At 39.7% G+C, this 22,908-nt stretch carries 25 protein-coding genes, 1 tRNA gene and 1 rRNA gene; 9 read left to right on the plus strand and 18 right to left on the minus strand.

What is annotated here, in order from left to right; genetic code table 11:
- The 5 genes from rrf to QOL23_RS07830 all read left to right on the plus strand — a co-directional run.
- Positions 1–88, plus strand: a 5S ribosomal RNA gene (rrf, locus tag QOL23_RS07810); the annotation flags it as partial.
- 63 nt (positions 89–151) lie between these two features.
- Positions 152–823 carry an ABC transporter ATP-binding protein gene (locus QOL23_RS07815; RefSeq protein WP_283401029.1) on the plus strand — a complete coding sequence of 224 codons (672 nt, stop codon included), beginning with the start codon at positions 152–154 and terminating at the stop codon, positions 821–823.
- Between the two features lie 21 nt (positions 824–844).
- Positions 845–3,304 carry an ATP-dependent Clp protease ATP-binding subunit gene (locus QOL23_RS07820; RefSeq protein WP_283401030.1) on the plus strand — a complete coding sequence of 820 codons (2,460 nt, stop codon included), beginning with the start codon at positions 845–847 and terminating at the stop codon, positions 3,302–3,304.
- Between the two features lie 9 nt (positions 3,305–3,313).
- Positions 3,314–4,033 carry a 16S rRNA (uracil(1498)-N(3))-methyltransferase gene (locus QOL23_RS07825; protein WP_283401031.1) on the plus strand — a complete coding sequence of 240 codons (720 nt, stop codon included), beginning with the start codon at positions 3,314–3,316 and terminating at the stop codon, positions 4,031–4,033.
- Positions 4,034–4,576 (plus strand): macro domain-containing protein, encoded by a 543-nt coding sequence (locus tag QOL23_RS07830; RefSeq protein ID WP_283401032.1) that lies wholly within the window; start codon positions 4,034–4,036, stop codon positions 4,574–4,576.
- Here the strand turns inward: QOL23_RS07830 and QOL23_RS07835 are convergent.
- The 3 genes from QOL23_RS07835 to purL are packed head-to-tail and all read right to left on the minus strand — an operon-like array spanning position 4,556 to position 9,277.
- Positions 4,556–5,884 carry a sigma-54-dependent transcriptional regulator gene (locus tag QOL23_RS07835; protein WP_283401033.1) on the minus strand — a complete coding sequence of 443 codons (1,329 nt, stop codon included), beginning with the start codon at positions 5,882–5,884 and terminating at the stop codon, positions 4,556–4,558. The genes QOL23_RS07830 and QOL23_RS07835 overlap by 21 nt on opposite strands.
- Entirely contained in the window at positions 5,884–7,059 is a 1,176-nt protein-coding gene (locus tag QOL23_RS07840; RefSeq protein WP_283401034.1) for a sensor histidine kinase, read from the minus strand. The genes QOL23_RS07835 and QOL23_RS07840 overlap by 1 nt, the downstream gene beginning before the upstream one ends.
- Positions 7,046–9,277, minus strand: coding sequence for a phosphoribosylformylglycinamidine synthase subunit PurL (purL, locus tag QOL23_RS07845; RefSeq protein WP_283401035.1), 2,232 nt, complete (start codon positions 9,275–9,277; stop codon positions 7,046–7,048). The genes QOL23_RS07840 and purL overlap by 14 nt, the downstream gene beginning before the upstream one ends.
- A gap of 128 nt (positions 9,278–9,405) precedes the next feature.
- Between purL and QOL23_RS07850 the strand changes: the two genes are divergently transcribed.
- The 4 genes from QOL23_RS07850 (at position 9,406) to QOL23_RS07865 (ending at position 11,758) form a co-directional block, all read left to right on the plus strand.
- Complete coding sequence (locus QOL23_RS07850) at positions 9,406–9,855, plus strand: DUF1931 family protein (RefSeq protein WP_283401036.1); 450 nt, start codon at positions 9,406–9,408, stop codon at positions 9,853–9,855.
- 220 nt (positions 9,856–10,075) lie between these two features.
- Positions 10,076–10,291, plus strand: coding sequence for a hypothetical protein (locus QOL23_RS07855; protein ID WP_283401037.1), 216 nt, complete (start codon positions 10,076–10,078; stop codon positions 10,289–10,291).
- The gene (locus QOL23_RS07860; RefSeq protein ID WP_283401038.1) at positions 10,281–10,802 is read left to right on the plus strand and encodes a ferredoxin domain-containing protein; all 522 of its coding nucleotides are present in this window, start codon (positions 10,281–10,283) and stop codon (positions 10,800–10,802) included. Before QOL23_RS07855 ends, QOL23_RS07860 begins: the two co-directional genes overlap by 11 nt.
- Complete coding sequence (locus tag QOL23_RS07865) at positions 10,802–11,758, plus strand: magnesium transporter CorA family protein (RefSeq protein WP_283401039.1); 957 nt, start codon at positions 10,802–10,804, stop codon at positions 11,756–11,758. The genes QOL23_RS07860 and QOL23_RS07865 overlap by 1 nt, the downstream gene beginning before the upstream one ends.
- On the opposite strand, the gene QOL23_RS07870 is transcribed toward QOL23_RS07865, so the two are convergent.
- The 15 genes from QOL23_RS07870 to QOL23_RS07940 all read right to left on the minus strand — a co-directional run bounded on the left by QOL23_RS07870 (position 11,755) and on the right by QOL23_RS07940 (position 22,904).
- Positions 11,755–12,540, minus strand: a complete 786-nt coding sequence (locus QOL23_RS07870) for a hypothetical protein (RefSeq protein ID WP_283401040.1) — start codon at positions 12,538–12,540, stop codon at positions 11,755–11,757. The genes QOL23_RS07865 and QOL23_RS07870 overlap by 4 nt on opposite strands.
- A complete protein-coding gene (gene flgL / locus QOL23_RS07875) occupies positions 12,540–13,466 on the minus strand; it encodes a flagellar hook-associated protein FlgL (protein ID WP_283401041.1) in 927 nt (308 codons plus the stop codon). The genes QOL23_RS07870 and flgL overlap by 1 nt, the downstream gene beginning before the upstream one ends.
- A 3-nt stretch (positions 13,467–13,469) precedes the next feature.
- Entirely contained in the window at positions 13,470–14,843 is a 1,374-nt protein-coding gene (gene flgK / locus QOL23_RS07880; protein WP_283401042.1) for a flagellar hook-associated protein FlgK, read from the minus strand.
- Positions 14,844–14,851: 8 nt separating this feature from the next.
- Positions 14,852–15,025 (minus strand): hypothetical protein, encoded by a 174-nt coding sequence (locus QOL23_RS07885; protein WP_283401043.1) that lies wholly within the window; start codon positions 15,023–15,025, stop codon positions 14,852–14,854.
- Between the two features lie 58 nt (positions 15,026–15,083).
- The gene (locus tag QOL23_RS07890) at positions 15,084–15,428 is read right to left on the minus strand and encodes a hypothetical protein (RefSeq protein WP_283401044.1); all 345 of its coding nucleotides are present in this window, start codon (positions 15,426–15,428) and stop codon (positions 15,084–15,086) included.
- Positions 15,425–16,102, minus strand: a complete 678-nt coding sequence (locus tag QOL23_RS07895; protein ID WP_283401045.1) for a PilZ domain-containing protein — start codon at positions 16,100–16,102, stop codon at positions 15,425–15,427. Before QOL23_RS07895 ends, QOL23_RS07890 begins: the two co-directional genes overlap by 4 nt.
- A gap of 2 nt (positions 16,103–16,104) precedes the next feature.
- Complete coding sequence (locus QOL23_RS07900; RefSeq protein WP_283401046.1) at positions 16,105–16,929, minus strand: AAA family ATPase; 825 nt, start codon at positions 16,927–16,929, stop codon at positions 16,105–16,107.
- Entirely contained in the window at positions 16,920–17,534 is a 615-nt protein-coding gene (gene tmk / locus QOL23_RS07905) for a dTMP kinase (RefSeq protein ID WP_283401047.1), read from the minus strand. Before tmk ends, QOL23_RS07900 begins: the two co-directional genes overlap by 10 nt.
- Complete coding sequence (locus tag QOL23_RS07910; RefSeq protein ID WP_283401048.1) at positions 17,535–18,710, minus strand: cation:proton antiporter; 1,176 nt, start codon at positions 18,708–18,710, stop codon at positions 17,535–17,537.
- Positions 18,710–19,201, minus strand: coding sequence for a cation:proton antiporter regulatory subunit (locus QOL23_RS07915; RefSeq protein ID WP_283401049.1), 492 nt, complete (start codon positions 19,199–19,201; stop codon positions 18,710–18,712). Before QOL23_RS07915 ends, QOL23_RS07910 begins: the two co-directional genes overlap by 1 nt.
- A complete protein-coding gene (locus QOL23_RS07920) occupies positions 19,191–20,012 on the minus strand; it encodes a radical SAM protein (RefSeq protein ID WP_283401050.1) in 822 nt (273 codons plus the stop codon). Before QOL23_RS07920 ends, QOL23_RS07915 begins: the two co-directional genes overlap by 11 nt.
- Positions 19,975–20,898, minus strand: a complete 924-nt coding sequence (locus QOL23_RS07925) for a PSP1 domain-containing protein (RefSeq protein ID WP_283401051.1) — start codon at positions 20,896–20,898, stop codon at positions 19,975–19,977. The genes QOL23_RS07920 and QOL23_RS07925 overlap by 38 nt, the downstream gene beginning before the upstream one ends.
- Positions 20,899–20,938: 40 nt before the next feature.
- Positions 20,939–22,195: an O-antigen ligase family protein gene (locus tag QOL23_RS07930; RefSeq protein ID WP_283401052.1), complete on the minus strand. Its 1,257-nt coding sequence runs from the start codon at positions 22,193–22,195 to the stop codon at positions 20,939–20,941.
- Complete coding sequence (gene thiE / locus QOL23_RS07935) at positions 22,179–22,808, minus strand: thiamine phosphate synthase (protein ID WP_283401053.1); 630 nt, start codon at positions 22,806–22,808, stop codon at positions 22,179–22,181. Before thiE ends, QOL23_RS07930 begins: the two co-directional genes overlap by 17 nt.
- 21 nt (positions 22,809–22,829) lie before the next feature.
- Positions 22,830–22,904: transfer RNA gene (locus tag QOL23_RS07940), tRNA-Val, on the minus strand.
- Positions 22,905–22,908 lie beyond the last annotated feature (4 nt).

Consider the following 22,908-nt stretch of genomic DNA (forward strand, 5'->3'; position numbering starts at 1 on the left):
CGTTCCCATTCCGAACACGGAAGTTAAGCCCGCCAGCGCCGATGATACTGCCCTGGAGACGGGGTGGGAAAGTAGGGCGGTGCCAGGCCTTTTTTTATTTTTCCCTCCATGTTATATTTCAAAAAGCAATTCCCTTCCTTTGAGGTATCTCTTGAAAGAAATAGTCAAAGTTTCTAATCTTTGGAAGATTTATCAAACTGAAACTGAAAAAGTTGAAGCTCTAAAAGGAATAAGTTTTTCTCTTGAGAAGGGGGAATTTTCAGTTTTGATGGGAGCTTCTGGTTCTGGAAAATCCACCCTCCTCCACATCTTAGGCACCCTTGACTCTCCAACAAAAGGAGAAATTATCATAGACGGCGTTAATCCTTTTTCCCTTCCCGAAAAGGAAATAGCTTCTTTTCGCAACAAAAAAATAGGATTTATTTTCCAGTTTCACTACCTTATTAACGAACTTACAGTTTTAGAAAACGTTATGGTTCCTCTTTTGATTGCTGGAGTAGAGAAGGAAAAAGCCGAAGAAAAAGCAAAAACGCTATTGAAATCTGTAAATCTTGAGCATAGATTATCTCACAGACCATTTGAGATTTCTGGCGGTGAAAAGCAGCGAGTTGCTGTAGCGAGAGCGTTGGTTAACGACCCTGAAATAGTTTTAGCTGATGAACCTACCGGGAACCTTGACTCAGAAACTGCCAAATCTGTTATTTCTCTTATGAGGGAGCTTAATAGAGAGTTTCAGATAACTTTCTTTATAGCTACACATAATCCTGAACTGGAAAAGTTTGCAGATAAAACATACCTTATAAAAGACGGAGTTTTAATTTAAAACCTTATAGAAGGAGATTGTATGTTTGAAAGATTTTCAGCAAGAGCCAGACAAATTATCATCAAAGCAAAAGAGCAGGCTGTTGCTTTAAGGTCTGAAAAGTTAGGAACCGAGCATATTCTATTGACCCTTCTCAAAGAGGATGAGATAACAAACCAGATTTTAGCCAAATACAGCATTTCAAAGGCAAGAATTCAGGAGATAATTATCTCTCAAGTTCAACCTGCCGCTTTTGAAGTTGACGTTAATACCATAACGTTTTCTACAGAAGCGAGGAGAGTTTTGGAACATGCACTTGAAGAGTCAAAAATCTTAGGTCACGCTTACGTAGGACCAGAACACCTATTTATAGCCCTTGCTAAAGAAAGACTTGGACTTGCGGGAAGAATATTGAGAAGTTACGGTTTAGACCATTATACGTTGAGAAGGGAAGTTTCCAACTTACTGAGAGGTATAGTAAGAGAGAAAAAATCCCCCCGCCGTACAGCAACTCCCAACCTTGATAAATACGGTAGGGACCTTACAAAGCTTGCAGAAGAGGGCAAACTTGACCCTGTAATCGGTAGGGAAAAAGAGATAGAGAGAGTTACCCACATTTTAGCCCGCCGCCGTAAAAACAACCCTGTTCTCATAGGAGAGCCGGGAGTAGGTAAAACGGCAATCGTTGAAGGGCTTGCCATAAAAATAGCGAAGGGTGAAGTACCTGAAAAACTCCGCGGGAAGAGAATCGTTTCTCTTGATATGGCTTCTCTTATAGCTGGCACCAAGTATAGGGGTCAGTTTGAAGAACGTCTCAAAGCTATAGTTAAAGAGCTTGAAAACAACAAGGATGTTATTCTGTTCATTGATGAAATTCACACGCTTGTTGGGGCAGGTGCAGCTGAAGGTTCTATGGACGCTTCTAACATTTTAAAACCTTCACTTTCCCGAGGAGAGATACAGGTAATAGGTGCTACAACAATTGATGAGTACAGAAAGTATATAGAAAAAGACGGTGCCCTTGAAAGGAGATTCCAGCCTGTTATCGTTGAAGAACCAACCGTTGAAGACACTATAGAAATTCTGAAAGGTTTGAAGCCGAAATTTGAAGAGTTTCACGGCGTAGAAATTACCGATGGAGCGATAGAGAGAGCCGTTAAGTTGGCGGTTCGCTACATAAATGACAGGAAGTTGCCGGATAAAGCGATAGACATAATAGATGAAGCGGGTGCTAAAGCTCAGCTTCAGATGACAGCCAAAGACGATAGAGTTAAAAAACTTGAAGAAGAGATAGAGAAGGTTAAATCTTTGAAAGAAGAAGCCCTTGCTATGGCAGAGTACGAGAAGGCTCACTTCTACAAACAGCAGGAGATTTCCTTAGTTGCAGAGCTTGAGGAGCTTAAGCGTAGGATAAAAGAGGAAGAGAGCGATAAGAAGGTAGTGATAGATGAGTCAAAAGTTGAAGAGATTGTGGCTTTGTGGACAGGAATACCTGTTCAGCAGTTACGGGAGAAAGAGGCAGAGAAGCTATTAAAGCTTGAGTCTGAACTTCATAAGAGAGTAGTCGGTCAGGAAGAAGCCGTTACAGCGGTTGCAAAGGCTATTAAACGTTCCCGTTTAGGTATAAGGAGTAATGCAAATAGACCGATAGGATGTTTCCTTTTCCTTGGTCCTACAGGTGTAGGTAAAACGGAGCTTGCAAAGGCTTTGGCTGAGTCGCTGTTCGGTGATGAAAAGGCTATGGTAAGAATAGATATGTCCGAATACATGGAGAAGCACACAGTTTCAAGACTTATCGGTGCACCTCCAGGATATGTAGGGTACGAGGAAGGCGGGCAATTAACTGAGGCTGTTAGAAGAAAGCCTTACACGGTGATTCTCCTTGACGAGATAGAAAAGGCGCATCCTGACGTTCTCAACGTTCTGCTTCAAATAATGGAAGACGGTCGCCTTACAGACGGTTTGGGAAGGACTGTTTCCTTTACGAATACTATACTTATTATGACTTCTAACCTTGGAGCTAAACACCTTATCTCTTCCCAGAAAGGTTTAGGCTTTGAAGTGGCAGATGGAAAGGAAGAGGAGCGTTCGTTTGAAAGAATGAAATCTTTCGTCCTTGAAGAGGTTAAAAAGTTCTTTAAACCTGAGTTTATAAACAGGCTTGATGGGATTATCGTGTTCCATCCGCTTACCCGTGAGGATGTTAAGGAGATTGTAAGAAAGCAGATAGACAGATTGAACGAAGAGTTGAAGGAGAGAAACCTGAAGGTTCACGTTACAAACAGGTTTGTGGAATACGTTGTTGACAAAGAGTTTAGGAAAGAATACGGCGCGAGAACGATAAGAAGGGCTATTCAGAACTTGGTTGAAGATAGGTTGACCGATGAGATTCTGATGGGAAGGTTTACTGAGGGTGGTGAGGTGGTGTTTGACATAACGCCAAAAGGTAGAATAAGCGTTAGAGCCAAGAAGAAAAAGAGAGAGATGGCAGAGTCTAAGTAGAGGTAGGTTGTGAGAAGGTTTAAGGCAGATAGTATTAAAGGTGATGTGGCTTACTTGAGGGGGCAGGAAGCCCGCCACGCCTTAAAAGTTTTGAGGTTAAAGAAAGGCGATGAAGTAATAATCTTTGATGGTGAAGGGAAGGAATACTTAGCTGTAATTTCTGCTGCCTCGCCGACGTCTGTTAAGTTAAAGGTTGTTGAGGAGATAAACGTTAACAGGGATAGTCCTTTACGTTCCGTTCTCTTTATGGGTATAACCAACAAGATGCAGAAGTTTGAGATTGCAATTCAAAAAGCTACCGAGTTGGGCGTTACTGAAATAGTTCCCGTTGTTTGCGAACGTTCCTCTACTGCCCATAACGTAAAGAATTGGGAAGGCAAACTAAGAAGGTGGAACGATATAGTTGTGAACGCTGCTAAGCAGTGTGGAAGGAACGTTCTGCCTGTTTTAAAGGAACCTGTGAAGTTGTCAGAGGTTGAGAGCGATACGGATATCTCTTTTGTTTTATGGGAGAAAGGAGGTAATTCTTTTAAGGATTTTGAATCGTTTTCCGCTTCCTCCGTTTCGTTTTTGGTTGGACCTGAAGGTGGTTTGAGCAAGGAGGAGATTGAGGTTTTGAGAAAGAAGGGTTTTAAACCTATATATCTGGGTAAGAGAATTTTGAGAGCTGAGACGGCAGCTATTGCGGGAATGACGCTGATTCAATATATATGGGGAGATTTGGGGTAGATGGGAGAGGTTTTAAAAGAAGTTAGTTTAGGTGATAGGGTAGTAAAGGTTGTTAAGGGAGATATTACTGAAGAGGATGTTGATGCGATAGTGAACGCTGCCAACAGTTTTTTAAAGCACGGAGGCGGTGTTGCTGGTGCTATAGTGAGGAAGGGAGGAAAGGTAATTCAGGAAGAGAGTAACAGGATTGTTGAGGAAAGGGGGAGAATCCCTGTCGGTAAAGCGGTATATACTTCAGGTGGTAAGCTCAAGGCTAAGTACGTTATTCATACTGTCGGTCCTGTTTGGGGTGAAGGGAAGGAGGAAGAAAAGCTCAGAAGTGCTGTAAGGTCGGCTCTTGAGGTTGCTGAGAATTTGGGTGTTTCCTCTGTTGCCCTTCCGGCGATTAGTACGGGAATTTTTGGTTATCCTAAGAGAGAAGGCGTGAAAGTTATCGTTGATGAAGTCCTTAAGTTTTTGAAAAACGATGCTTACCATTTGAAAGAGGTGAGACTTGTCAGTATAGATGCTGAAACGGCTTTTCTATTCAGGGAGTTTGTTTAATTTTGAAAGCCTGTATCTGAATTCTCTAAATGTAAGTCCTAACAGTTCTGCTGCTTTTGTTTTCTTTCCACCTGCAAGTTCAAGGGCTTTTAGTAAGTACTCTTTCTCTACGTTTTTTAGTATTTCTTTGAGATTTACTCCCCCTTCTGTCAAAGGTGGAAGCAAAGAAGAAGTCGTTTCGGTAGAGAGAACTCCTTTGCCTAAAATTCCATCGTCACACATGATTACTTCTCTTTCCACTATGTTTTTGAGTTCCCTTACGTTTCCTTCCAAAGGTTGGTTCATGAGGTAGTTTATAAAGTTTTGGGAAATTCTTTTTATCTCTTTGTTGTACTTCTTTGAAAGTTGTTTGACGAAGTAATCTACTAAGAGAGGAATGTCTTCTTTACGTTCTCTTAATGGTGGGATATGAATCTGTATTGTGGATAGGCGATAGAATAGGTCTTCACGGAAGTTTCCTTTTTTAACTTCTTCTTTTAGGTTTTTGTTTGTGGCTGCAATTATCCGAACATTTACTTCTCTTTCTTCTGTGCTTCCCAATGGAATAAACTTTTTGGTTTCCAGGAATCTTAAAAGTTTTGCTTGAAGAGGAATGGGCATGTCCCCTATTTCGTCTAAGAAGAGCGTTCCGCCGTTTGCAGTTTCTATAAGTCCTTTTTTATCTTTCGTTGCGCCGGTGAAGGCTCCTTTTTTGTATCCGAAGAGTTCACTTTCAAGGAGTTCAGAAGGTAAGGCTGCACAGTTTATTGCAATGAACGGTTTTCTGTTTCTGTTGCTGAGGTTATGGATTGCCCTTGCCACTACTTCTTTTCCTGTTCCGCTTTCACCTGTTATGAGGACGTTTACGTCGTATGGTGCTATTTTTCTGATTGTTTCTTTGAGTTTTTCGGTGGCGGGAGATTTTCCTATAAGCTGGGGAATTTCAGAAGTTCCTACCTGCTTTTTAAGTTCTACCTTGTCTTTGAGGTTTCTTATGATTAATCGTAGGTCTTCTAACTTGAAAGGTTTCTCTATGTAGTCATAAACGCCTAATTCAAAGGCTTCCTTTATCGTTTCTGCTGATGCAAAGGCTGTTATGATGACAATTTCTGTTTCTGGTGAGTGTTTCTTTATCTCCCTTGCTATTTCCATTCCGTTGCCATCGGGGAGTCTCAGGTCTATCAGTGCTATGTCAAAAAAGTTGCTCTTTAGGTAGTTTTGAGCTTCTTCAACGGTGTAGGCGCTTGTTACGTTGAAGGAGAATTCTTCTAATAGGATTTTCAATATTTCCTGAAGGCTTCTTTCATCTTCAAGAATCAGCGCTTCCATCAAACTTCCTCTGAAAGTGGTAGTCTGACTACGAATCTTGCTCCACCTAATTTGCTCTTTTCTACTTTTACTGTCCCTTTGTTTTCTAATATAAATTTATTAACTATGGAGAGTCCCAAGCCTGAGCCGTTTGGATTTTTTGAATAGAAAGGTTCAAATATTTTTTCCCTTTCCTCTTCTGGTATGCCAGGTCCGTCATCCTCTACGATGATTTCTAATGTGTGGTTGTTTTTGTGGCAGTGAATTTCTACTTTAGAGTCAGCCCATTGAAAAGCGTTTCTAACGATGTTCTCAATTGTTGAGTAAAATCCGCGGGCATCCGTTTTAAATTTTATCGGCTCTACATCTAATTTATAGTTTTTGCCAAAATGTTGGAGCGATTGTAGTATCTCTTGGAATGCCTCAGGTAGAAAAATTTCAGTTTTTATGGGTGAAGATGGGCGAGATAGATGAAGGAAATCTTTTACTATTCTGTCAAGTCTGTCTGTTTCTTTAAAGATTATCTCTAACAAGCGTTCGTTTTGCTTCCCCTCTTTTATCAGTTCCAAAGCGCCTTTAATGGAAGCTAAGGGGTTTTTGATTTCATGAGCCATATTGGCGCTTATTTCGTATAGTCTTTTGTAAAACTCAGTTCTTTCCTTTTCTTTTTCTAACTCTTTTATGTAGAAGGCTTGAGATTTGAGCTTTCTTTCTAACTTTAATCCTGCAACAAACATTGCTATTAAAGCTGTACTGTTAAGTACTGTTTGTACTCCAGTTGCTATTCCTTCGTTATGTTTCTGAAGGAAAAAAATTATGTGAAGGAAGAGACCAAATATCAGAGATGTTGTTCCGCTGATACTACCCAATATTATCGTTGAGAAAAAAACAGGAAATATGAGAAATATGGAAAAGAAGTTGTAATTAAGGACGTTTGATGCTACTAAGGTAAATATGACAGCTTCGTCCAACAGGAATTCAAATGTGTACGGTTTTTTGGAAAAAAGGAGAAGCGCTACACTGACTATAACGTAAATTCCTAAAATAAATAGAGAACTTGGAGCTACAGGAAGTTTGCTTATAGATGATAGAGAAAGGAAGAGGAAAAAGATGCCGGATGAGAAGGCAAGCCTTCCCACCCTGTATATGAGATATAACCTGTCTGGGAATAGGTTGCTACTTTCAATTTCCTTCACCTGATAACTCTTTTTCCAAAGCTGTTTCGTAAAGTTGTTTGGCTTCAGGAATGCTTAAATTAACTACTTCTTTGCCTTTATGTTTTATTATACCTGTTTTCTGTGCTGTTACCGTTCCTATTACCTTTGCTGGGACAGTTTTCTTTTTGAAGAACTCTAACGCTTCTTCAACCTTTTCTGGTGATACCGTTATAATAACTCTACTCTGCTCTTCTCCAAAAAACAGGAAGTCTGTTCTTATATCTTCGGAAAGTTCTACTTCAAAGCCCAACTCTCTTTCAAAAGCAGATTCAAACAGTGCAACGGTTAAACCGCCTTCAGATACATCGTGGGCGCTCTTTATCATGCCTTTCTCTATGCTTTCAATTAAAGCGTTCTGTAGGGTTTTTTCAAACTGGAGGTCTATTGTCTGTCCCTGTCCTTTTATCGTTCCTGTGACTAACTTTTGGTATTCTGAGCCTGAAACGTTACCTGTGTTTTCTCCTAACAGGATTATTACATCTTCGGGTGATTTGAAGAACGATGTCATCCTCTTCTCAATATCGTCAATTACTCCGACGCATACAACAGTTGGGGTAGGATAAACTGCCCTTTTGCCTTTTTCAGTTGTCGTTTCGTTGTAGAAACTGACATTTCCACTTACCACCGGCGTTTCAAGAATTCTGCATGCATCTGCCATTCCATCTGTTGCTTTAACGAACTGCCACATAATTTCCGGGTCTTCCGGGCTTCCAAAGTTGAGACAATCGGTTATAGCTTTTGGTCTGGCGCCGGTGCAGGCAACGTTTCTTGCTGCTTCAGCAACTGCTATTTTTCCGCCTTCATATGGGTTTAGATAACAATACCTTGCGTTGCAGTCGGAACTTATAGCTATTCCTTTTTTGCTTTCCTTTACTCTTATGAGAGAAGCATCTCCGCCTGGATAGATGACGGTGTTTATTTGAACCATGTGGTCGTACTGTCTGTAAATCCATCTCTTGCTTGCTATTGTTGGCGATGAGAGGAGTTTTTTCGTTATTTCATTGTAGTTTTCCGGTTCCGGAATTTCGTTCTGGTTGTAGTTTCTGTTTTCTATTATGTATTTGGGAGTTTTGAAAGGTCTGTAGTAAACAGGGGCTTCGTCTGTTAAAGCTTTTATGGGGAGTTCTGCAACTTTATCACCATGCCAGAAGAGCCTTATTACAGGTTCTTCTATTATCTCTCCTATTACGCAGGCGTCTAATTCCCACTTGCGGAATACTTCCATTATCTCTTCTTCTTTTCCTTTTTCACATACGACAAGCATTCTTTCTTGAGATTCTGAAAGCATTATTTCGTAAGGCGTCATGTTCTCTTCACGCAGAGGGACTTTATCAAGGTCAAGTTTTATTCCAACGCCGCCACGGGAAGCCATTTCAACGGAAGATGAGGTTAATCCAGCTGCGCCCATATCCTGAATGGCTACTATGCCATCCTTTTCCATCGCTTCAAGGCAAGCTTCTATAAGGAGCTTTTCTATGAATGGGTCTCCGACCTGGACGTTAACTTTCTTTTCAACTTCCTCTTCAGAAGAAAACTCTTCAGAAGCCATTGTTGCGCCGTGAATACCGTCTCTGCCTGTTTTTGAGCCAACGTAGATAACGGGGTTTCCAACGCCAGCAGCTTTAGCGTAGAAGATTTTGTCTTTTCTTACTATTCCTAAAGCGAACGCGTTGACTAAGGGATTTGTCTGATAGCAGGAGTCAAAGTAAACTTCACCGCCTACAGTTGGAACGCCTACGCAGTTTCCGTAATGGCTGATTCCAGATACTACTCCTTTTGCAACGTAGCGCATCTTTGGGTCGTGAAGTTCACCAAAGCGCAGGGAATCCATGCAGGCAACGGGTCTTGCACCCATTGTAAAAACGTCTCTCAGGATTCCGCCTACGCCTGTTGCTGCTCCGTGAAACGGTTCTATGAATGATGGGTGGTTGTGGGATTCTACTTTAAAAGCTGCGCATATCTGTTTTTCCTCATCAACCATTATTATTCCTGCGTTTTCGCCTGGTCCTTGAACAACCCATGGTGCTTCTGTGGGGAACTTTTTGAGGTGAGGACGTGAGGATTTGTAGGAACAGTGTTCTGACCACATTGCAGAGAAAATTCCTAACTCTACCAAATTGGGTTCTCTTCCTAAAATCTCTTTTATTTTTTCGTATTCCTCATAAGTTACGTGTTGTTCTATTATTTTTCTGTCCATTCCTGCTCCTCTGCTATAGTTGTCTGCATAGGAAAGTATATCAGGAATGGGATAGCTACTTGAAAAGTTGGAGTTTTAGATTAAATTCAGTTTTAGAAAATTTAAAATAAAGTTTGAGGAGGAGAGAGATGGCAGTTGTTGGATTTGCAAAGTTAGAAGCTCTTTTCAGAAAAGCTGCGAGCCTTGATATTGACAAGAACAAGGCTAAAGAAATCACGGACATTGTAGAAAAGAAATTGTACGATTTGCTTCTCATTGGTGAAAGAAATGCGAGCTTTAACAACAGAGACGTTATTTGGGAATGTGACGTTCCTTTGACAAAGGGTTTCTTAGAGTCTATGCAAAAATTCAGGGATTTGGAAGAAGCTCTTGAGTTAAAAGATGTTCTTGACTTTTTAGCTACACAGCCACCTTTAAAGTATCCACTTGAAGCTGAACTTGAGAAGAGACTTCCAGAAATTGTTGGAACGCTACTTTATATCCTTGCAAGGATAATTAAGGAAACCTCACCTGAGTGCAGACAGCCTTCTTCTGAGGATATAGAGAGGGCAGGAAAGATACTTGACCTGACGATGTAATCGTTTCGTTTAGAGTTTTGGAATCCCCCCGTTGTTTTTGGGGGGATTTTTTATTTATACGCTTACTTTTTATAAAATTTCTAATTGGAAAGCTTCCTGCGTAAAAAAGCCGGGTAGAAAGATTATGCTGATTTTATACGTTCTTATGGCAATGTTGGTATTAGCTTTAGCTTATATGGCTTTTGTTTTATCTAAACCGATAGAGCAGTAAGGAGGTATTTTGTTCGTTAACTTGAGTATGACTTTGAGAGAGTGCCTTGAAAAGTACCCGGAAGTTGAAGATATTCTTTACCGCTATATAGAAGAGTGTCTTTACTGCGAAGGGTTTAAAGATGAACCTCTTGAGGTTGTTCTGAAAGCACATAAGCTTCAGCCGGAAAAAGTTGTGAAAGAGATTAACGAGTTTTTAAAGGAGAAGAGGAGAGATGGAGTTTAACGTACTTTCTGCCGTCAGGACGGTTGCGGAGTTGATGTGTTGTGCAGCGATAACAGCACCTAAGGGGAAGGGACAGAATCTTTTATATGTAAAGGTTTTTGAAGGTGAAGGGAAAGATAGGGTTGCAGACTTGATGGAAAAGTTGGGGGAGGAAAATAACGTTAAGTTCTTCATAAGAGATGCGAAAAACGTTAGAGATTCTTTGGTTGTTGTTTTTATAGGAACGGAAGTTAAACCGAGGGGTGTTCCCTTCTGCGGCTTTTGCGGTTTTGAGAATTGTGAAAAGTCAGCAGCTGTTGGTGCTTACTGTTCTTACGCTGTTGGGGATTTGGGAATAGCGGTGGGGTCTGCCGTTAAAGTAGCTGCAGAACACTGCATTGATAACAGGGTTATGTTCTCTTTCGGTAAGGCAGCTATTGTTGGAGGTTTTGTTCCTGAGAAGGTGAAATTGGGTTACGGTATTCCGCTTTCTGTGAGCGGGAAGAACATATTTTTTGACAGGAAAATGTAATGAAAAACGTTGTCTGGATAGTTGTTCCTAAAGGGAATTCGGTAGAGACTTTGAGGGTTGACCCTTCTGCGCTTCTTGATGGTTCTCTTTCTCTTGAGAAGCCGTGCTGGATACATATAAGGCGGATTGACGATGAAATAGAAGAATTTTTAACTGAAAAGCTGTCTATAAATGAGCTTTCTGTGGAGGACTGTAGGTCGGAAGCCCGTTCTAAAGTGGAAGTTTTTGATGATTACATATTTCTTTTGATGAACTACTTTGACGGCGGAATCAGCAGACAGAAGAAACTGTGCGTTTTCTGGGGAAAGGACTACATCGTTACGGTTGGCAGTAGAAGGCTTTTTGAGGAAGCCAAGAAGAATCTGCAGCTTGAAGAGAACCCGTTTGAGGAGGGGGTGGGGAGAATTTTGTGGTTAATTTCCAGTATTGTAGCGGATAAGTTTAAAGCTGTTACGGATATTTTGGAAGAACAGGCTGACGAAGTTGAGGCTTTGGTGTTTAAAGAGCAGAACCCTGAGCTGCTGGAAGACATATCTGACCTCTCATACGAGATATTAACTCTGCGAAGAGCCTTGAAGCAGTTAAGAGATACATACAGGTCTCTGATTTCCTACGCTCCAGGATTTATGAGAGGTGAGAACGTTCACTACTTTAGGGACTTACTTGATGAGGTATCCATACTTTACGATAGGGCAGAGACGCTTCACGAGTTTATTCAGAACGTCTTAAACGTTTTTTCTTCTCTCGTTTCTTTTAAACTGAACGATATTATGAAAACGCTCACCATTTTCGTTACAGTTCTTGAACCTTTGATGTTTATAAGCAGCTTTTACGGTATGAATGTTGAAAACCTGCCGTTTGCTGCTAAAGCTTACGGTATATGGGTTATTTCTATTTTTATGTTGGGAGTGACGCTATTCCTTCTCTACTATTTCAGGAGAAAGGGCTGGATTTAGATTTCTTTGAGGAAATCCTTTACCGTTATTATTCTGAATTGGAGTTTCTCATTACCGCAGTATTCCTTAACCCACTTTTTGCAGGTTGAAATGGAAAAGTTAATATCTATTTCCGGCGCGAAACTTGCAAGGTAGATGTGGACGTCTGAAAAGTATCTTTTGAGTTCTTTTGAGAGGAGGTGGAGGTAGAGGATTTTTTCTTTGACCTTTCTTGAGCGTTCAGAATTTCCCATTCCTAACCTTATAAAGAATTCAACGTTTCCTTTGCATTCAAACCCTTCCACGTAGTTTCTTCCCCAGAACGCTACATCTATATTTTTGCTGCTGAGGTCTTTTTTATTGCAAAAAATTTTGAGTTTTTTTCTGTTTACCATCGGCTGGCAGTGGAGACACGTGAGGGTTACCGCTTTTCTGTTTATTGGTCCTAAGTTAAAAACCAACTCTTCAAAGAGTCTTCCTTTTCGTAGAGCTATAAGGTCGTTTTGAGGGATTTCCTTGCCTGATAAGTTTTCGGAGTGTTTAAGGAAAAAGTTTTTAAGTAATTTCCAGAGTCTTGTCTTGCTGTGTTCTTTTAAAGGGATGCTGTTAAAGAATTCCTCTCTTTTTGTTCTTTCAAATTCTATAAAGTCTTTTGTCTTATCTACGTGCTGGAAAAAGTTGGCTATTAAAACGATAGTGGGAATCCGCAGGTGGTAGGGGAGACATACTAAAAATCTAACTAACTCCTTAACAGGAAGTCCTAAAAAACGTTCTACATCAACGTAACAACTAAAGACGTTCATTATCTGTAGTATTTAAGCAGTGATAAGTCTTTGGTCTGCTGTATGGCAGCAAGTAATGCATCGTAAGCAGTTTTCGCCTTTTCGTATTCAGAGATGGTCTGGGCATAGTCAGCATTTTCTAATTTTGATACTAAGTCTGAATAGTGAAGTCTTAAGTTTTCGTTCTGAGTTTTTAGATTTTCTACTGTTGCTATTTGAGTTCCTAATATTGAACGGTACTCCATAATTTGATTGAGCCCTTTGTCAAAAGCGTCAAGTAGTTTCATTTGAGTGCCGTCTACTATTATTGTTGCTGTGTTTAGTTGGTTAATATTGCCGCTTTCAATGATATTTATTATCTGGTCAATTACTTCTACTGATGTGATTTTTCCGCTTGTGGAGTTTACTCCGAACGCTTCAGCTCCGTTGAAGTTTAGGTTTACTTCCACTCCATTTGCTACAGCAACGGTTGTAACGTTTGTACTCCCATTATAAGTTCCATCAGAATCAAAGGGAGGGTCTTGAACTTTTACCCCTCCAAAGATGTAGTTATCTCCGATTTTGAAGTTAGCCTGATTGATTATATATTCCTTGACTGCTTTAAAGTAGTCAACTAACGTTTTGGCGTCTTCCTCATTTATGATGCCTGTGTTCATAACCTGAACTATTTTGGCTCTTGCCTCTTGGAGAGTATTGACAACGGTATCTAAAACAGATTCTCCATTTTCAAGTGATGTTTTGGCAAAGTCAATGTTTCTGTTGAACCTTTCAAAAGTTGATATTAACCTTTTGAATCGGAGAACTCTTGCAGCATCAACAGGGTTGTCGGAAGGGTAAAGGAGTTGTTTTCCAGAAGATAATTCTTCTGTTTTCCTCTGTAATGTTGTTTCCCTTTCTCTATCGTATTTTAGAAATAGGTCAAAAAATTTTATATCAGGCACTCTCATTTTTTACCCCACCATTCCTAATACTGTTTGGAGTAGTTCATCTGTAACGGTTACTACTCTTGCGGCAGCTTCGTAAGCTCTCTGATATTTTGTAAGATTAATTAACTCTTCATCCATGTTAACGGATGATAGTTCTTTCATCTTATCTTCTATACTGTCTAAAAGAAATTTGCTGTTTTCTGTTCTGTTCTTTACGTACTCTAATTCACTTCCAAGTGCAGATACGATTTCTGTGTTGTAGTACTCGGAGAAACTCATGTTGTTAAGGTCCGCCCATGTGTTGTCTTTTAAAGATATCATTGCTTTTATGTTTTCATTGTCAGCATTTAAATTGTCTGAGCTGCTTGCAGCGGCTATTTTTTTGGGGTCTGTGAAGTTTAACGTTATGTTTGAAGCGTCTATGGTTGTGCTTCCGTTGTCCGTAGTAAATAGAGCTTCTCCATTGGGGGTGGTTGAACCTGGTGTGGCGTATAGGTCGTAACCCTGTTCTTGTTGGTTGTTTATTGCATTGGCAAACGTTGTGGTAAACGTATTAAGTTTATCTATAGCTTCGTTTATAGCGTTTATTCCTTTTAAAGTTCCGCCTATAGTTCCGTTTTCTATATCTCTTGTTATGTTTGTAGATGATACGTATATCTGGGGATTGTTGTTTTCATCTGTTTTAAATTCTATTGTGTTCGCCCTATCATCTAAGACCAAAGCGAAACCTTTTGCTGTGAATAGATTTACAGTTCCGTTGTCGTTCATTTGAACTTTCACATCTAACGTATCGCTTATCTCTTTTATGAGCTGGTCTCTTTTGTCCAGGTATTGATTTAATCTGTCAGGTGAGTCAGCGTAAAGTTTTAAGTTTTTGTTTACCTCTGCTAAGGCTTTTAATTTGTCGTTTAGAGCGTTGATTTCATCTCTTATTTTGTTTACTGCTGTTTGCTTAATCTCTGATAACGTTGAGTAACTGTCTCTTATGCGTCCTACCAGTGCTTGTGCCGTAGATATAAACTCAGCCCTTGGAGCTAAATCAGCAGGGTTGAGTGCGATGTCGTTCATAACGTCAAAGAATTTGTTTAGTTCGTTTGAGAAGCCGCTGCCCTGCATATCATTAAAGACGCTTTCTATCTGTTCTAATATGTCTTGATATGAAGAGAGGGAATTGTAATTTTGGTTTTGGGATACGTACCTTGTAAAGTACATTTTGCTGAAGACTCTTTTTATCGTTTCTATTGACGTTCCACCACCTGGAACATCGGTAAATACCGGAACTTCTCTTGAATATCCATCAGTATAGGCGTTAGACATGTTTCTGTTGGTAGTGTTTATCGCTGTTTTGTTGGCAAGTAACGCTTGGCTTGCTATTGAAAGGGCAGCGAATAGTGCCATTGTGCCTCCTAAACTAACAGATTGATTATCTGTCCGCTGTGGACGGAGTTATCTATGTTAGATGAAACGTTTGAGAGAGAACCTTCTATTAGTTGTTGCATTAATTCCTTTTGAAACTCAAGCATCTTTTTCATCAACTCAACGTTTACTTGAACACTTACGTTGTCTATACCGTTAATCATGATTTTTCCCCTTTAATAGAGTTTATCATAATTGATTATCGGAAGGAGGAGAAAATCTTTAAATTTTTTTATTGAAAAGGGACTGCTTGCTATTTTTGTTGCCGTAAGTGATATTTTCTTCGGGGAAGAGTTCTTTCATGATGGATTCAAGGAAGTTCATGTTGTTTATGAGTAAATTTTTGATTTCTGCGTTTAATGAGCTGAGAACTTTGACCTTTTCTTTGAAAGGTTTTAGTTCTTCTTCGTTTAGTTGCGCAATTTTTGAAAGAACTTCCAACTTTTGTCCTTCAATTTTCTCTATTTCCTGAGCTTCTTTTGCCGATTTGATTCCCTTTAGTAGAAGTTCCCTTTCTTTTAACAGTAGTTTCTCAAGAGAAGTTAGAAGTGCCTCTGTTTCGCTCATTCTGCCAACATCCTGATTTGATTCATGATTTCCCTCTGTCTCGCCATTATATATCTGTTAACTTCGTTTTGGAATGCTTTAGAGGGGTTAATGAATTTTATTCCTGTTCTTCTCCCTTTAGATGTGTTCTCTACTCTTACTACTTCTCCTTCTGTTTCTGCAGTTCTGCATGATGGAAATTCCACTATGAGATGGACTTTTTCTCCGCTTTCAAGGTCCTTCTCGGGTATGAGTAGTCCTATTCCTCCTTCCGAAATATCTATAGGGGTTGCTTCTACTGTTTTGTTGTTGACTATTAGTTTTGCTTTAAGTGGTAGAGTGTCGGAAACGGAGATTCGCAGGTATTCTCTGTTAAACCTTCCATCTGCTGTTGGTTTGGGCAGTGTCGTTTCCATAAAATCTTTGCTGTAGTAGATAACGGGGGATTCAAGCATCCTTGAAGTTTTGTAGAGCTTGTCAAAGAAAGGGGTAAATATTTTTCCTGTTTCCTCTACTGCTAACTGGAGTTTAGGAGTGAAGTTCCAGTGGACGAATTTGCCGGAATCGTCAACATCTAAAACGTTTACTCTCGTTCTTATGGGAAGACCGTTGTAAAAGCTTATTACTTCGGTTGGTTTTTCCTTCTCTTTGAGTTCTCTAAGCCAGTTGATTATTCTCTCCTGGTATTCGGTCAATTTTACCTCCTCTCTTTTTTAAAGAGCGTGCTTAGAACCATCCATTCTATTACCGATTGGGGTTTAGCAAAGAATTTTAAGTAGCTTTTTGCTTTCTGAATTAGCGGCATCCATTGGAAAAAGGCGTCCTTTTCAAGTAGTAAGTTTTCTAAGGCTGTTAAAAACAGTTCCATTTCTTCACGGGAAATGTTAGCAAAACTTGAGCTGAATTTTAAAAGGTTTTGAGCTTTGTTTTTCGTTTTGAGGAAAGAAGAAAACTCTTCCATCAGTTCTGGAACTTGGCTCTCAAGGAGTCTTATGGCTATTCCGGGGCTGCCACCGCAGAGTTTGAGGATTTTTTCGTTATACTCCAAGCCTTGTTTTTCTAATATGTAAGCTACGTTAGAGTTGTTTAGTCGGGAAAAACGAAATATCTTACAGCGGGATTTAATGGTTGGCAGAAGGGCATTTTCGTTTTTGGTTATCAGTATTATGTATCCGTAAGAGGGTGGTTCTTCAAGGGTTTTAAGGAGGGCATTTGCTGCTTCTCTTCTCATCTCATCGGCATTATCTATTATGAGCCCTTTACCTGTTCCTGATTGCGGTTTTGTGAAGAGCCAGGAAGAAGATTCTCTTATCTCTTCTATCGTTGCGCCTTTTTCTGTTCCTATCACTTTTACGTTCATTTCGCTTTTTGTTAGCGTTTTTAGAATTTCAAAGGCGATGAGTTTTTTACCTATGCCTTCTACACCGGAGAATATGGAGCTCTGTGGAAATGCATCTTTTTGAAGTAACTCTTTGATTTTATTTATCTGAAAAGAGTGTCCGATGATTGTATTTAGGGACATTGTAACTTCTCCATTACTACGGTAAGTATCTCTTTGAATATCTCTTCAATCGGTTTTATGCCGTCAATCACTTTTACTCTTTCAGGTTCTTCTTTTGCTATCGCTAAAAAACCGTTTCTTACTTTTTCGTGGAATTCTACACTTTCGCTTTCTATCCTATCTTTTTCCTTTTCTTTTAACCTTTTAAAACTTTCTTCTACGGGGATATCAATGAGAAATGTAATGTCGGGTTTGATTCCTTCTCTTGCTTGCTCGTCCATTCTTTTTATTAAATCTATCGGTAACCCTCTGCCGTAGCCCTGGTAAGCGATTGTGGAATCGGAGAAGCGGTCGCATATTACTACGTTTCCTTTTGAAAGTTCAGGTTTTATAAGGTTTTTTACGTGGAATCCTCTTGCTGCTATGTATAGACACACTTCAGAAAAAGGTGGGAAGTGTTCTTCTCGGTTTTTCAGGAGAAAATCTCTTATCTCTTCTGCTGACGGCGTTCCACCGGGTTCTCTGGTTAGTATTACTGAGTAGCCGTTGTCTAAGAGCCACTCGTAGAGGAGCTTGGATTGGGTGGATTTTCCGCAGTTTTCTATACCTTCAAAGGTTATAAACATTTACTCCCCCAGTAGCTGACTTCTTGTAAGTTTACTTTTTCGCTTTTTCTTTTTGCGGAAGATTACGGAAAGTAGTTTATCAGACTCTTTTAGGGTTATTGAGCCGATGATTGAGGATGTAAGAACGTAAAGGGCTGTTAGAGGAAGCAGTTTGGGAGTTGAAGCTGCTACTAATATGGAAAACTCTCCTCTTGGTAGGAGCATTATTCCTGCAGATACTCCCCTTTTAAGTTTTAAACCGTAGAGCTTGGCGGCTGCGATGCCGGTGAGGATTTTCGTTGCAAAAGAGAGAATTAAAAGGAGGGTAAGAAGTGGAATTATCTCTACTGAAAATATTTTCGGGTCTATTGATAGTCCGAAGCTGAGGAAGAACAGACTTCCTAAAAGGTCTCTGTATGGAATTACTACGGATTCTACCTGATGCTTGAAGGAACTTTCTGCGAATAGCGTTCCGGCTAAAAATGCGCCTATAGATTCAGAAAGACCGAAACCTAAGGTTGCTTCTATTATCAAAAACATAAGGCTTCCGGTAAGTAGAACTACAAATTCTGAAGACGTTCCTAACCTGTGAAAGGCTATGTCTATAAGTTTGTTTGTGTTTTTCACGATTATGAAAGCTATGAAAATGAAGAGGAATATTTTAAACGTTATGGCTAAGGAAGCAGTTGGGGAAGAGTTGGTAGATGATAGGTTTGAAATGAGGGCTAAGAATATGGCAGCGGCAATGTCTTCAAAGACCAAAATGGAGAGAACGGGGTCAACTTCCGGGTTTGCTAATTTTCTGTAGTCTATAAGTAGTTTTGAGATTATTGCGGAAGAACTTGGATAGAGAATTATGGAAAGAACGAAAGAAGTGAAGTTGTCAAAACCTAACAGCTTTGCTACGACAAAAAGAGGGGTGACGTTTAAAACGAGGTCTGTAACTCCTACAGAGAGTATGTTTTTAAGGTTTTTTTCTAATTCAGCAACTGAAAATTCAAGTCCTATGTAGAAAAGCAGGAGAATGACTCCTAAGGTTTCAAAAATATGCGCTTCGTGAATATGGGCTATTGTGGAAATAAGTATTCCGGCAACGATGTAAATGGGGATTACTGGAATACCGGTTTTTTTTGACAGGATGTAAGAAAATAGTAGTGCTGTTAGAAATATTGTCAGGTGGGTAAGAATTGCTTCCATTACGATTTTTTCTCCTCTACAGCTTTGAGGAAATTTTTGATGTTTTCAAGGCTTCCAACAACTACGATTGTATCGCCCGGCTGAAGCTGGAAAAGGGGAGATGGAGAGACTATCACGTTTCCATCTCTTATTATTGCAACGATGATTACGCCAAATTTCTTTCTAATTTCTAATTCTTTTATGCTTTTGCCGCAGAGGAAGGAGTTTTCGGGGATTTTTATCCATTCAAAAGCGAGGTGCTTCATAAGAAAGCCAATCTTTTCTTCATCGGAGGTTGGCTGGAAGAGAGCTCCTACTAAGATTGTTCCTAACGTTCTTGCTTCTTCGTCTGTCAGTTCTATAACGGCTTCTGGCTCTTCGCTGTCATCTTCAAAGTAGTAGATTTCTCTTTTACCTGTGTGGTGGATTACTACAACTATGGTGTCGCCGTTTTCTGTCACTAAGGAGTATTTCTTTCCTATTCCGGGAAGTTCTCCTTCTTTAACTATCATCCCTTCCTCCTGCCATTCTTGCTATTGTTAGGGTTCCGCATCCTCCTAATTTATCTGTTCTGAACCGATTGCTAAGGGTTATTCTTACTCCGTGTTTTCTTAGAAACAGGAAAGCTTTTTCGTATTCTTCTTTTGATACAGCTTTATAAGGAATTCCTTTAACTTCATTGAACATCATAAGCATTACGGTAAAGCGGTGCTTTTTCGCCAGTTCTGCTAATTTTCTGAGTTCTTCCTCGCTGTCGTTTAGACCTTTTATGAGGAGGTAGCCTAACTGGAATTTTTTTCTCCGTGAGGAAGAGGATTGGGAAAGGTGTTCCTCTACTACGTTTAATATTTCATTTAGGTTTTCTTTTAATTTAAATATCTTTTCTCTTTTTTCTGAAGAGACAGCGTGAACAGAGATGGTTAGTCCGTTATGATTTGATTCAATTAGAGTTTTAAAGTTTTTGAGGGGATATCCTGTTGAGCTTATTGTTACTTTTAGTCCGATTTTCCTGAAGTAGTTAATGGCTTCTACGACGTTTTCTACGTTAAAAGCTGGTTCTCCTATTCCTGCTATGGCTATTCCTTTTATTGGAAGCTGATTTTTTAGAAGTTCATACTGCTTTATTATTTCTTCTGCTGTTAAGTTTCTGAAAAAACCTTTCATTCCGGAAGCACAAAAACAGCAACCTATGGGACATCCTACTTGAGTTGATATACAGAGGCGTTCTCCTTTATAAAAGACCGATTCAACGTTGAATCCATCTTCTGTTTCGTATATAAAGAGTTTATTCAGCGGACTCGTTAACGTCTGAATCACTTTCATTGCCTATAACTCCAGCTCTTGTAAAGCATTTGAATCTATCATCGGTTCTTTCTTTTAGCTTTTCTATGTATTTGTTCCATATTTCTTCGGTTATAAATTGTCTTATGGAAAACTGTTTTCTTCCCAGTCCCTCTATTTCCACCGTGATGGTTTCCAGTATGACGTTAACATCAACGACTGTTCCTTTCCCTTCGGGGGTTTCTATCTCTTCTCCGACATCGGGGAGGAAGTTTTTGATGTAGTAGTTGGCTTCTTCGTATTTGAGGCAGCACATTAGCCTTCCGCACGTTCCTGAAAGTTTTGCAGGGTTGGGAGGGAGTCCTTGAAGCCTTGCAAGGTTCAGGGATACAGAATCAAAACATTCAAGGAACTCTTTGCAGCAACAGATTCTACCGCACATTCCTACGGCGCCTATCATTTTAACTTCGTCGCGAACGCCTATTTGTCTTAGTTCTATTCTTGTTTTAAAGTGTGAAGCCAAATCTCTTACTAACTGGCGGAAGTCAACGCGGGATTCTGCTGTAAAGTAAAAAACTATTCTTTCTCTATTTAAGGTTGTGTAGGCTTTAACTAACTTCATCGGTAGTTGATGTTTTTCAACTTTTTCCTTGCATATTTCAAGCGCTTCAGTTGAGAATAACTCGTTTTCTGTAAATTTATTCAGGTCTTCTTCTGTTGCTTTTCTGAGGAGTTTGTAGAGAGAAGAGGGAGAAAGATTGAATTTTAAGAGCGCCTGTTCGTCAAAGTCGTAAGTATTGAGGATTTTGACTATTTCCTCCCCTCTGTCTGTTTTTACTACCGCTTTTTCGTTGTAGTTGAGTTTGATTTCTGAAGTAGCAAGTCCGGTTTTTTCTGTATCCATGTATTTGAATTTAGCTATGAACATTGTTGCCCTCGTCTAATTTTATTTGAAATAAATGTATGGTTTATTGGGTGGAAGGCAAATTGTCTTTTAGTTTTTTGATGACTGCAAAGTTGAATCCTAATAGGAAAAAGAGGGTGAATTGGATTTCTGCGTCGGTGAAGTTATTTTCAAAGAAGCCTGCTAACATGAAGCCTAAATAGCCGAAAGAGATGATGGAGAGAGGAGGGAGGATTTTGGAAAACTTAAAGTTGAAGTATAGTATGTATAGCCAGAATAAGAGGTAGCCTAAAAGTCCTAATATTCCGTATTTTGCCAAAAATTTAAGGTAGATGTTGTGGGTTTCGCCTCTATGGAAATGGGCTAATTCTTTCTCTTTGGATTCAGTTCTTTTATAGATTTCTTTGAAGCTTTCTTCAAGGTGTTTAGCAGCTAACTGCTTTCCTTTTTCTCCAGCGCCTATTAAAAGTTGTAGAGGAGAGTATTCATATTTGAAGGCTTTGAGATAGGAGTTCCAGATGGTTAGTCTATCTATGTTACTCGCATTTGTTTTGACGTTATCTATACTTTCTAATCGGTGTTTGAGTGAGGGAATTGTTGTAACTAAGCCTATAGAAAGTAGTGAGAGTAAAGCTATAACAATAGAAATTTTTTTGTGTTTCTTTAAGCTGTAAAAGAATAGCAGGAAGAAAAACAGTCCACATCCAAGCCAGTAAGACCTGCTTTGAGTCAGGATAATACCTATCAGCGAGAAAATTGCGGTTAATGGGTAGAGTTTTCTGTTTTCTTTGAAACTGAGGAAAGTAAATAGCAAAAAGAGTAAATATAAAACGCCTGCTTCGGTTAGAGGGTTGTTTAAAAATCCTCTTGGTCTTGTAGGTGAGGAGAATAGGTGTAAGGCGTGAATGTTGAAATGTCTGATGCTTTGGTGAGTGAAGGCTTCAAAAGCTAAGATAAGCGAAGAGACAATTGTGGATATTGAGAGGAGGGTCAATAGCAAGTTGCTGTTTTCTTTCAAAAACACTTTGAATGATATGAAATAAGAAACTAAATGGTGATTGATATCCGTATATTTTGTAAGTTTTTTAAGCATTTCAACGTTGAAAAGGGAGCTTATGAATTCAGGGATAGTAAAGAATAGAAGCGGTTTAATAGGAGGAAGGGGAAATTGAACTTTGCTGAGCAGGTATATAAGTAGTCCTAAAATTCCGATTCCTGCAGCAACGTTGTCCAGCGCTATTGATGTTGGAAGGGAAATTGAGAAGATAATGGCGGAGAGGAATATTAACTTTTCTCCGATGGATTTAAATCTTTCCTTCAATCTTTTCCCTCAGCTTTTTTACGTTTTCGTAAGGGTCACCGCTTTCAAAGGCAGCTCTTACCACTGCTATGCCAGCAGGCTTACATTTAAGGACTTCGTCTACGTTTGATTCGTTGATGCCGCCGATTGCCACTACAGGGAGGGAGGAAATTTTTACAGCTTCACAGAGAAGTTTTGTTCCGGTAGTGGGGGCTGGATTTTCTTTTGTGGTTGTGGGGAATATAGGTCCGAAACCTATGTAGTCTACAAACTTTTCTTTTGAGGCTTCCTCTACTTCATTTAAGTTATGGGTTGAAAGACCTATTATAAAATGATTGCCTGCTATTCTTCTTGCAGCGTCAATAGGTAAATCTTCCTGCCCTAAATGGACTCCGTCTGCTTCAACCGCTAAAGCTAAATCCAACCTATCGTTGACTATAAATGGAATGTCGTGATGCTTAGTTGCCTCTCTTACTAAAGAGGCTTCTTCAAACATCTCTTTTGCTGTTTTTCTTTTCGCTCTGTACTGAATTACTGTAGCACCGCCGAAAATAGCTCTTTCTACTGCTTCGTAGATATTAAAGACGTTGAGATAGCGTTCGTCTGTAATTACGTATAGAGAAAAGTCTATCATTAGGTTACCTCAAAAGAAAAATGGTAGGACCGAGGGGTTTCGAACCCCTGACCTCCACCGCGTCAAGGTGGCGCTCTCCCACTGAGCTACGGTCCTACTC

The sequence above is a fragment of the Desulfurobacterium pacificum genome, assembly GCF_900182835.1.
Taxonomy (GTDB): Bacteria; Aquificota; Aquificia; order Desulfurobacteriales; family Desulfurobacteriaceae; genus Desulfurobacterium_B; species Desulfurobacterium_B pacificum.